At 71.9% G+C, this 10,488-nt stretch carries 9 protein-coding genes; 8 read left to right on the top strand and 1 reads right to left on the bottom strand.

All coding sequences use genetic code 11. The features are described 5' to 3' along the window. Positions 1–104: 104 nt before the first annotated feature. Positions 105–1,064 (bottom strand): sigma-70 family RNA polymerase sigma factor, encoded by a 960-nt coding sequence (locus ASD48_RS18085; protein WP_057602683.1) that lies wholly within the window; start codon positions 1,062–1,064, stop codon positions 105–107. A gap of 774 nt (positions 1,065–1,838) precedes the next feature. Here ASD48_RS18085 and ASD48_RS18090 point away from each other — a divergent pair. From ASD48_RS18090 to ASD48_RS18125, 8 genes are all read left to right on the top strand, one after another. After that, the gene (locus ASD48_RS18090; RefSeq protein ID WP_199875853.1) at positions 1,839–2,906 is read left to right on the top strand and encodes a type III polyketide synthase; all 1,068 of its coding nucleotides are present in this window, start codon (positions 1,839–1,841) and stop codon (positions 2,904–2,906) included. Positions 2,907–2,945: 39 nt separating this feature from the next. Continuing rightward, positions 2,946–3,512, top strand: a complete 567-nt coding sequence (locus ASD48_RS18095) for a cupin domain-containing protein (protein ID WP_057602684.1) — start codon at positions 2,946–2,948, stop codon at positions 3,510–3,512. A 5-nt stretch (positions 3,513–3,517) separates the two neighbouring features. After that, positions 3,518–4,675, top strand: coding sequence for a DegT/DnrJ/EryC1/StrS family aminotransferase (locus ASD48_RS18100; protein ID WP_057602685.1), 1,158 nt, complete (start codon positions 3,518–3,520; stop codon positions 4,673–4,675). Beyond that, positions 4,672–5,670, top strand: a complete 999-nt coding sequence (locus tag ASD48_RS18105; protein ID WP_057602686.1) for a class I SAM-dependent methyltransferase — start codon at positions 4,672–4,674, stop codon at positions 5,668–5,670. The genes ASD48_RS18100 and ASD48_RS18105 overlap by 4 nt, the downstream gene beginning before the upstream one ends. Positions 5,671–5,756: 86 nt before the next feature. Further along, positions 5,757–6,380, top strand: a complete 624-nt coding sequence (gene wrbA, locus ASD48_RS18110) for an NAD(P)H:quinone oxidoreductase (protein WP_057602687.1) — start codon at positions 5,757–5,759, stop codon at positions 6,378–6,380. A gap of 220 nt (positions 6,381–6,600) precedes the next feature. Further along, positions 6,601–8,184 carry a class I adenylate-forming enzyme family protein gene (locus tag ASD48_RS18115; protein WP_057602688.1) on the top strand — a complete coding sequence of 528 codons (1,584 nt, stop codon included), beginning with the start codon at positions 6,601–6,603 and terminating at the stop codon, positions 8,182–8,184. A gap of 467 nt (positions 8,185–8,651) precedes the next feature. Continuing rightward, positions 8,652–9,113 carry a hypothetical protein gene (locus tag ASD48_RS18120; RefSeq protein ID WP_057602689.1) on the top strand — a complete coding sequence of 154 codons (462 nt, stop codon included), beginning with the start codon at positions 8,652–8,654 and terminating at the stop codon, positions 9,111–9,113. A gap of 176 nt (positions 9,114–9,289) precedes the next feature. Further along, entirely contained in the window at positions 9,290–10,486 is a 1,197-nt protein-coding gene (locus ASD48_RS18125) for a ketoacyl-ACP synthase III (protein ID WP_079073837.1), read from the top strand. Positions 10,487–10,488: the final 2 nt, after the last annotated feature.

Below are 10,488 nucleotides of genomic sequence, written 5' to 3' on the forward strand. Positions count from 1 at the left end.
GGCGCCGCAGCGGAGCCGATCCGCTGCGGCGCCGCCGGCGCAACCGCTGCACGACGAGGGGCGGCCCGGTGCGGGCCGCCCCTCGTCGTGCCGCCGTCCGGGGTTCAGCTCAGGATGATGATGTCCAGGCCGGTCAGGTCGGCGCGGATGTCGATGTCGGTGATCAGGCCGTCGGTGATGTCGAAGCGGAACACGGCGTGCGGCACGCCGTCGCGGACGTAGGCCAGTCCGGCGGAGCCGTCGATGAGGGCGGGCACCGGGGCCCAGGAGAGTTTGGCGAAGGCGCGGGTGACGGCGTCGGTGCCGCGGATCTCCTCGGTCAGGCCCGCGCCCGTGGCCATGCCGATGCCCGTGGCCATGCCCATCTGCACCGCCGCCCGGTCGGCGCGGACCACGATGTCCGGGGCGAGGATGGACAGCAGTGCCTCGAAGTCGCCCTCGCGGGACGCGGTGAGGAAGGCGTGCACGAAGTCGGCCTTGCCGGCCTGGGAGGTCTCGGTGTCGGCGCTCTCGTCGGGCACCGGCACGTTGCGGTGAGCGGTGGCGGCGGTGTCCGGCACGATGCCCTGCCGCTGGAAGCGGCGGCGGGCACGGCTGGCCAGCTGGCGGGCCGCGGCCGGAGTGCGGTCGACGATCGGCGCGATCTCCTCGAAGGGCACCGCGAACATGTCGTGCAGCACGAACGCCAGCCGCTCGGCGGGCGTGAGCGTGTCGAGGACGAGGAACATGGCGGCGCCGACGGACTCGGCGAGCAGTGCCTCCTGCTCGGGGTCGGCCGACTCCGTCTCGCGGTGCTGCGCGTGGTCGGGATCGGGGGCGTCCACCAGGTCCTCGCGGCGCGACTTGCGGGACTGAAGCATGTTCAGCGAGACGCGGGCCACGACGGTGGTGAGCCAGCCGCTCATGTTCTCCACCGCTGCCGCGTCGGCGCGGGTGACGCGCAGCCAGGCCTCCTGGACGGCGTCCTCGGCTTCGGGCATCGAGCCCAGCACCCGGTACGCCACGGCCCGCAGCCGGGACCGGTCGGTCTCGAATCGAGCGGCCAGCCATTCGTTTTCGTTCATCGGGTCACGCCCTCCCATCGGTGCCTCACACGTCTGACAGTCCGGAGCCCACCAATGTGACGGGCCGGGACGGCGCATGCGGGACGCGGCGGGGGCATCGCACCCGAACGGGCGACTCCAGGACGGCACCAAAGCCACCGGGAAGCCGCACGAGAAGTGCTCGGGAACGCGGCACGGACCGACTGGAGTGTGACGTGGGTCACCCCGAGAAGCGCTTGGCGCGGGTCATCTGCATGTGTCACGATTGCCGCACCACTCGCCTGCCCAAAAGTATTTACGGGGCGGCGAGTTGAGTGCTCTGAAGCACCACGGCCGGCTGCGGTTCCCCGGCAGCTGAAGCCCCTCACCGCGCGACGTGCGCAAGCGGGAACCACGGCACTGACCCCGTGTCCTGCCCGTCGCCGCGTCCGCCTTCCCCTCCTGTCCCGCACTGCCCGCCGTGCCGCCCTGTCCGGTACGGCCGGCCAGGGACGTCGCCCCATCCGTGTGGCGCAGAACCACTGAACCACCACGCAGCGCTCGCCGCCAGCGGCGACGACTCGGTCTTGAGCACCCTTGTAGCGATCTGCGGCCCGGCCGGCCGCGGACCACGTCACCTCCCTGTCCGCTCGCGCGGCGAGGGAGGCCCGGCGCGGTCCGCGGCCGGCCGTTGCCGTATCCGCGATCCCGCGTCGGCCCGCCGGCGGACAGGCGAACGCGACCTGCCCCCTGGCCCTCGGCTCGACATCCTCCTGCCCTTGCTGTCCCAGACTCCAAGAGAAGTGGATTCCCAATATGCCCAGGCTGTGCAAGCCGGCGATGAGCGCGCCGGAATACATCATCACGGTGGAAGAGACCCTGGAGTTCGCGCAGAAGGCGCACGCCGGCAAGGAGCAGCTCCCCCTGGCCCTTCGCCTGATCCGCAACACCGGCGTGAAGAAGCGGCACATCGTCCAGCCCATCGAGCAGACGCTCCGGCACCCGGGCTTCGAAGAGCGCAACCGCATCTACGAGATCGAGTCGAAGAAGCGCACCCCCGCGGTCATCGAACAGGCCCTGGTCAACGCCGATCTGAGGGCCCGTGACATCGACGCGATCATCTACGTGTCGTGCACCGGCTTCATGATGCCGTCGCTGACGGCCTGGCTCATCAACAAGATGGGCCTGCGCCACGACACCCGGCAGATCCCCATCGCCCAGCTGGGCTGCGCGGCCGGCGGCGCGGCGATCAACCGGGCCCACGACTTCTGCGTCGCCCACCCCGGCAGCAACGTCCTGATCGTCTCCTGCGAACTGTGCTCGCTGTGCTACCAGCCCGAGGCCGACGACATCGGCTCGCTGCTGTCCGACGGCCTGTTCGGTGACGCGGTCGCCGCCGCCGTCGTCCGCGGCATCGGCGGCGTCGGCATCGAGCTGGAGCGCAACGCCTCCTACCTCATCCCCAACACCGAGGACTGGATCTCCTACGCCGTCAAGGACACCGGCTTCCACTTCCAGCTGGACCGCCGGGTGCCCGGCACGATGGAGCCGCTCGCCCCGGTCCTGCGCGAGCTGGCCAAGGACCACAGCTGGGACGCCGGCAAGCTCGACTTCTACATCGTCCACGCCGGCGGCCCGCGCATCCTCGACGACCTCGCCAAGTTCCTCGAGGTCGACCGCGACGTGTTCCGGCACAGCTGGTCGACGCTGAGCGAGTACGGGAACATCGCCAGCGCCGTCGTCCTCGAGGCCGCCCGCCGGCTGTTCGAGGAGGAGACCCTGGCTCCCGGCGCCACCGGTCTGATCGCCGGGTTCGGCCCCGGCATCACCGCCGAGATGGCGCTCGGCACCTGGGGCGCCGACGTCTCCCAGAACGCCGCCTGACGCCCGTGCCCGGACGAAAGAGACGAGAGAAGCGAAGCGATGACTGACCTCATCGTCCCGGCGGGGGCTGGGCGAAAACTGATCACCCCGGCGCAGGAGGTGACGTTCAAGGCCACCGAGGAGATGGGCTCCTCCGTATCGATCTTCGAGGTGATCGTGCCGCCCGGCTTCGACGTCGGGGCCCATGTGCACGACGACGCACAGGAGTTCTTCTATGTCCTCGACGGCGAGCTGGACCTGCTGTGCTTCGAGCCGACCGAGCGCACGACCGACAGCTGGCACAACTGGGTGTCGGCGACCGGCGACCGTGTCATCCGCGCGGGTGAGGGCAGCTGCATGTTCGTGCCGCCCGGCACTCCGCACGCGTTCCGCAACGCCACGGACAGGCCGGTGAAGATGCTCTTCGAGTGCCTTCCCTCGCCGGTCCACGAGGACTACTTCGAGGAGATCGCCGAGATCTGGTCGCGCGGCACCGCCGTGGACCCCGAGGCCGTGGCCGAGATGCGCAAGCGCTACGACGTCCAGCAGCTGACACCGCTGCGCTACGAACCGCCGGCCGCCGGCATCCCCGGCCGGGGCCCACACCAGCAGCAGAGCGGGAGGTGACCTCGATGGAACCGATATCCCTGGTCCACGCGAGTCTCGGTGAGCAGGAACTGGCGGCCGTCGCCGAGGTTTTCGCCTCCGGCTGGCCTGCCGGTCAGGGCCCCCGGGGCAAGGCGCTGGAGGCCCGGCTGGCCGAGAAGTACGGCGTCGCCGACGCCGTCGCGGTCAGCAACTGCGGCGCCGCGCTGCACCTGGCGATGCTCGCGCTCGGCGTCAAGGAGGGCGACGAGGTGATCGTCGCCGACTACGGGTTCCCGGCGCCCGCCCAGGCCGCGCTCTACGTCGGCGCCACCCCCGTCTTCGCCGACGTACGGCCCGACACCTACACGATCGACCCGCAGGCGGTCGCCGACCTGGTCACCGCGCGCACCGTCGGCATCGTCGCGGTGGACACGGTCGGCATGCCCGCCGACTACACGGAACTGCAGGCGATCGCCGACCGGCACGGCCTGTTCCTCGTCGAGGACGCCGCCTGCGCGGTCGGCGCGACGTACCAGGGCCGCCAGGCGGGCGCGCTCGCCGAAGTGGGCTGCCTGTCCTTCCACGGCCGCAAGGGCGCCTCCAGCGGTGAGGGCGGCGCGCTGCTCGCCCGTGACCCCGCGGTCGGAAAGGACGCGCGGCTGCGCTCCTCCTTCGGCATCGGCAGCATCTTCGACATGGGCAACGTCGTCGGCCTGCCCATCCCGACGTTCACCGAGATCGGCTACAACTTCAAGCTGTCCGACATCGCGGCGGCCATCCTCCAGGTGCAGCTGGGCCGCATCGACGAACTGCTCCGGCGCCGCAGCGCCATCGCCGCGCAGTACGCCGAACTCCTCGCCGACGAGGACCTGCTGACGGTGCCGGCCGTCCCCGCGGACCGCACCCACGCCTGGCAGACGTACATGGTGACGCTGGACGCCAGGGTGGACCGCGCCGCGGTCGCCGCCGAGCTGCGCGGCCAGGGCATCGGCTGCGGGCACGGCACGTTCGCGGCCCACGTACAGCCGGTGTTCGACGCGCAGCAGAAGTGCCCCGTCTCGGCGGACCTCTTCGCACGTCACCTCGCCATACCCATGCACGCGGAACTCAAGCCGAACCAGGTCGAACGGGTCGTGGCCGCCCTGCGCGGGGCGGTTCGCACCCACTCGTCCTCCACAGCGGTCCTCGGAGGGGCAGCATGACGAACAACCGGCCGTCACCCGTCGGCATCATGCGGCTGATCAACGGCTACTGGGCCACCGGGGTCCTGGCCGCAGCCGCCACCCACTCGGTCTTCACCCACCTCGCCGACGGCACCGGCACGGCCACCGAGCTCGCATCGCGCGCCGGCATCGCCGAGCGGGGCGCCCAGGCCCTCCTCGACGGGCTGGTCAGCGTGGGCCTGGTCGAGCTGCACCAGGGCCGCTACCGCAACACCCCCGAGGCGGCGACCTACCTGGTCGAGGACAGCCCCGTCTCGCTGGCGCCCTTCGCCAGGCTCAAGCTGACCCACACGGGCTCCCTGACCGACCTGGCCGAGGTGGTCCGCGCCGGCGGCCCGGTCAAGGACGACGCGGTCGTCGAGGTCGCCAACAACCCGCACTGGGAGGGCATCGTCACGGCGATCGCCGCCCAGTCGGTGCCGGCCGCGGCGCTCGCCGCCGACGTGCTCGCACTGGCCGACGCCGGGGAGATCTCGATCCTCGACGTGGGCGGCGGCTCGGGCATCTACTCGGGCATCTGGCTCGAGGCCAACCCGGCCGCCCGCGCGACCCAGCTCGACTGGGCGCCGATCAACCAGATCGCGCTCAGGCTGCTGGCCGAGCGCGGCGTCGGGGACCGGTTCACCACCATCGACGGCGACTTCCACACCACCGACTTCGGTACCGGCGCCTACGACGTCGCGGTGTACTCGCACATCGCTCACCAGGAGAGCCCGGAGAGCAACGTGGAGGTCTTCACCCGGCTGCGCCAGGCCCTCAAGCCCGGCGGCACCCTCGTCGTCAACGACTACGTCGTCGACGACGACCGCAGCGGCCCGGCGTTCCCGCTGATCTTCGCCTCGGAGATGCTGCTCAAGACCCGGCAGGGCAGCACCTGGACGCGCAGCGACTACCGCGACTGGCTCGTCAAGGCCGGCTTCGAGGACGTCTCCTTCCACACCGCGGAGCCCGCCACCCTGGTCGTCGCCCGGTAGGCGGCGCGCGAAGGCTCGTGGGGAGAGGCGCGCGAGCGGCTCTCCCCCGGCCGCCGGACACAGAAGTCACGGAGGGAAACCCGCACATGGCAACCGTGAACGTCTCGATCATCTACTACAGCGCCACCGGGAATGTGCACACCATGGCGCAGGCCGCGGCCGCCGGCGCGCAGAAGGCCGGCGCGACGGTGCGGCTGCGAAAGGTCCGCGAACTGGCCCCGCCGGAGGCGATCGCCTCCAACCCGGCCTGGGCCCGCCACGCCGAGGACAGCGCCGGGGTCGAGGTGGCCACGCTCGACGACCTGAGCTGGGCGGACGCGGTGCTGTTCGGCACCCCCACCCGCTTCGGCAACGTCTCCAGCCAGCTCAAGGCGTTCATCGACACCGCGGGCCCGCTGTGGCAGACGGGTGCGCTGGCCGACAAGGTCGTCTCGGCGTTCACCTCCACCGGCACCGCCCACGGCGGCCAGGAGTCCACCATCCTGGCGCTGAGCAACACCTTCTACCACTGGGGCGGCATCATCGTGCCGCCGGGCTACACCGACCCGATCCAGTTCAAGACGGGCAACCCGTACGGCACCTCGTACGTCTCGGGCGCCGGCGGCGCCAACGGCGGTCCCGGCGAGGACGTCCTGCAGAGCGCCGGTTACCAGGCCCGGCGCGTGGTGGACATCGCCTGCGCGATCAAGGCCGGCCGCGCCGCCGCCTGAGATCCCCTCACGGTGACGTCGCCGCACGGCGGTGTGTGCCGTACGGCGACGTCACCCTCCGCGGCGGCGGTCCCGGGGTTCCCGGGACCGCCGCCGCCCCTTTCGCGGCCGGCACCCGCGTGCCGCCCCGTGTCCGGGCAGGCGCCGCGGCCGGCGCGCCCTGGCATCCCGCACCCAGCCGGCGAACAGCAGACATCCCTCGCCCGAAGGAGACAGCCCGATGAAGGGCTCCACCGTCTATTCCTCGATACAGAAGCGCGGCCTGCACATCGGTCTCCTGCCGGAGATGGCCGCCGCCGTGAACCCCTCGACACCCATCGTCCTGGACCACGACCTGGACGTCCTGCCCGAGGCGGGCCGGCGGCTGACGGTCGCCCGGTACGCCGAGCACGTCGACGACCTCGCCGCCCGGCTGTGGGCGGCGGGCGTGCGGCCCGACGAGCACGTCGTGATCTACAAGACGGCCAACGCCGACCACTGGATGCTCGCCGCCGCGGTCTCCCGCATCGGCGGGATCGTGGTGAACCTCTCGCCGGCCCTGGACGCCACGACCGTGGGCGTGCTGCTGGAGCGGGTCGGCCGGCCGACGCTCCTCACCGACGGCACCAAGCTCGACGTCCTCGCCGGCATACCGCTGGCGGACCTCACCGAGCGGGTCATCACCTCCGCCGACGACCGGCCCGGCAGCATCTCGCTCGGTGCGCTCGCGGGCGCCGAGCGGGTGAAGCCGGTGGTCCGGCCGATCGACGAGGCCGCCGTCATCACCCACACCTCCGGCACCACCGGCATCCCCAAGCTCGTGGTGCACACCCCCCGCACCCAGGGCATCCGGCTCGTGCCCCAGTGGCGGCTGCTGTCGCTGCTGCGCAAGCGGGAGACCGTCGCCATCCATGTGCCGTTCGTGCACTCGCGGATGGTCGCGGCGATGTCGCTGGCGCTGCTGAAGGAGTACCCGGTCCTGCTGATGCGGGAGATGGCCCCCGCCGTCGTCGCCGAGCACCTCCTCGAGCACCGGCCGGCGCTGATCGAGGCGCTGCCCAACTCGCTGATGGAGTGGGAGGGGCTGGCCGACGACCCGCGGGCGCCGTTCGGCTCGGTGAAGGTCTTCAGCAGCACCTTCGACGCGATCCACCCGGGCACCATGAGCAGGCTGCTCAAGGCGTCCGACCGGCGCGGCGCCCTGTTCTTCCAGATCTACGGCCAGAGCGAGGTCGGCCCCGCCGTCGGCCGTGCCTACTTGCGTCACTCCGCCCACCGGGCGAACGGGCGGTGCGTGGGCTGGCAGATGCCGTGGGGCGCGGCGAAGGTGCGGGTCGTCAGCGTTGACGGCACGCGCCCCACCGAGCAGAGCCCCGGCCGTATCGAGGTCTCCTGGCCCGGGCTCGCCAAGACGTACCACGGCGAGCAGGAGCGCTACGACGCCAACCGCAAGGGCGAGTGGTGGGGAACCGGCGACGTCGGCTACTTCACCCGGCTGGGCTGCCTGCACATGCTCGACCGGGAGGTCGACATGATCCCCGGGGTGAGGAGTTCCCTGGAGATCGAGGACGTCGTCCTCGGCAAGCTGCACGAGCTGAGCGAGCTGGTCGTCGTGCAGGGCCCGAACTCCGAGGCGGTGCCGGTGATCTGCACCCACGGCGACGAGCCGCTGGACCGGGACCGCTGGCGTGCGGCCGTGACCGGGTTCCCGCAGCTGGCCGACCCGGTCCAGATCCCGGAGGCCGAACTGCCGCGCACCGCCACGCTGAAGGTGCAGCGCCTGGCGCTCGCCGACCGGCTCAGGAACCAGCTGCCGAGCCGCTAGCGCCCGTGCGCCGCGCCCGCTGCGCGCGCGGCGCGCCGCCCGCGGCCGCCCCTGCGTGAGCTGCCCGGCGCCACGTGGGAACACCACCGGCCGCCGCGACCGCGCCCGCGCCCTGCGCCGGGCGGTCGCGGCGGGGCCCACCAGCTGCGGGGAGCGGCGGCTTCCCCCCGCCCCGCCGCCCCCCGCGCCCAACTTCCCCGCCTCCTCGCCTCCTCGCCGGCGGAGCGGGGCATCCGGATCCCGGGTCACCCGGGCGGTGCCCGGCGGATCCGCCGCGGCGCGCCCCCCTTTTTCCGCGCGGGCCGTGCCGTCCGGGAGCCGGGATCGCCCGGCGGCGGGTTCAAGTCGTATGCGATCGGCCGCCGTTACGGTCGATCCGGGTTCTCGGCTGCGGGGTGCCCGCCGTCCGGTGGGAGGTGCCGAGGATCGCTCAGCACGGGTAAGGCAGTGCGACATCAGGAGGGGACATGTCCGAAGCCGTCGGAACCGAAGAGCGGGACGCCCTGGACTCGCTGGGCGGCGCACTGGGCGAGGCCGGTGCGCACGCACTGGCCGGGCCGCGTGACGAGCTCGCCGAGCAGCTTCTGCGCGCGGCCTTCGTGCTGTGGGAGGACCCGCAGGTGCGGCCGCGGCTGCTCGGGCTCCTGCAGGCCGCGGTCAACAGCGAGGAGGGCGCCGACCGGATGCGCTCCTTCCTCACCGACCAGCTCTTCGCGCAGGCCGGCAAGTCCATCGGCATCTCGGGGATGGACATCCACCAGGCCGCGGAGACCATCAAGGTGCCGGTGATCAACGTCAACGCGGCGACGTCCCAGGTCTGGGGTGTCGTCCTGATGCGCTACATCGTGAAGCTGGAGCCGATCGCGTCGGCCTCGACGGAGGAGCTGATCACCCTTCTCAAGCCGACGATCCAGCGCTATCTGGCCTGAACCGCCGAGCCGGGGCACACCTGCCGGACACCGCCGTCCGCGCCCGCTGCCCGCGCTCGCCGCCCCCGCCCGGCACGGCCGGCGGGGGCGGTCGCGTCTGCGGGCCTTCGCCGCCGGCGGACGCCGGCGCAGCCATTCATTCTTCTACAAGGCCCATACGAGGGGAGGGCAGCCGCATGACCGACGTCAGGATYCTCGGTACGGGTGCCTACGTGCCSGACCGGATCGTCTCCAACGACGAGGTCGGCGCACCGGCCGGCGTCGACGACGCCTGGATCACCGCCAAAACCGCCATCCGCGAACGCCGCTGGGCCGCCGCCCACCAAGCCACCTCCGACCTCGCCACCCACGCCGCCCGCAACGCACTGCAATCCGCCGGCATCACCCCCGCCGAACTCAGCACCATCATCGTCGCCACCTCCACCCCCGACCGCCCCGACCGGATCGTCTCCAACGACGAGGTCGGCGCACCGGCCGGCGTCGACGACGCCTGGATCACCGCCAAAACCGCCATCCGCGAACGCCGCTGGGCCGCCGCCCACCAGGCCACCTCCGACCTGGCCACCCACGCCGCCCGCAACGCACTGCAATCCGCCGGCATCACCCCCGCCGAACTCAGCACCATCATCGTCGCCACCTCCACCCCCGACCGCCCCCAACCCCCCACCGCCGCCTACGTCCAGCACAACCTCGGCGCCACCCACGCCGCAGCATTCGACATCAACGCCGTCTGCTCCGGCGAAATCTTCGCCCTCAACGCCGCCGAAGGCACCCTCGCCCGCAAAGGCGGCCACGCCCTCATCATCGGCGCCGACCTCTACTCCCGCATCCTCAACCCCACCGACCGCAAAACCACCGTCCTSTTCGGCGACGGCGCCGGCGCCATCATCCTCGGCCCCGCCACCACCGGCCCCCGCATCCGCCACCTCACCCTGCACACCTTCGCCGAACACCACGACCTCATCCAGGTCCCCGCCGGCGGCAGCCGCCAGCCCACCACCACCCACACCCTCCAAAACAACCAGCACTACTTCACCATGGACGGACGCGGCGTCCGCCAATTCGTCGCCGACCACCTCCCCCGCCTCACCAAAGAATTCCTCCACGAAGCCGGAACCGTCCCCGACGACATCCGCCACTTCATCCCCCACCAGGCCAACGGCGTCATGCTCGACGCCCTCTTCACCGAACTCGCCCTCCCCCACGCCACCATGCACCAGACCCTGCACACCTACGCCAACACCGGCGCCGCCTCCATCCCCCTCACCCTCGACACCGCCCACCGCAACCACGCCCTGCACCCCGGCGACCTCGTCCTCCTCGCCGGCTTCGGCGGCGGCATGGCCGCAGGCCTCGCCCTCATCGAATGGTGATG

The sequence above is a fragment of the Streptomyces sp. Root1310 genome, from assembly GCF_001426425.1.
GTDB lineage: Bacteria > Actinomycetota > Actinomycetes > Streptomycetales > Streptomycetaceae > Streptomyces.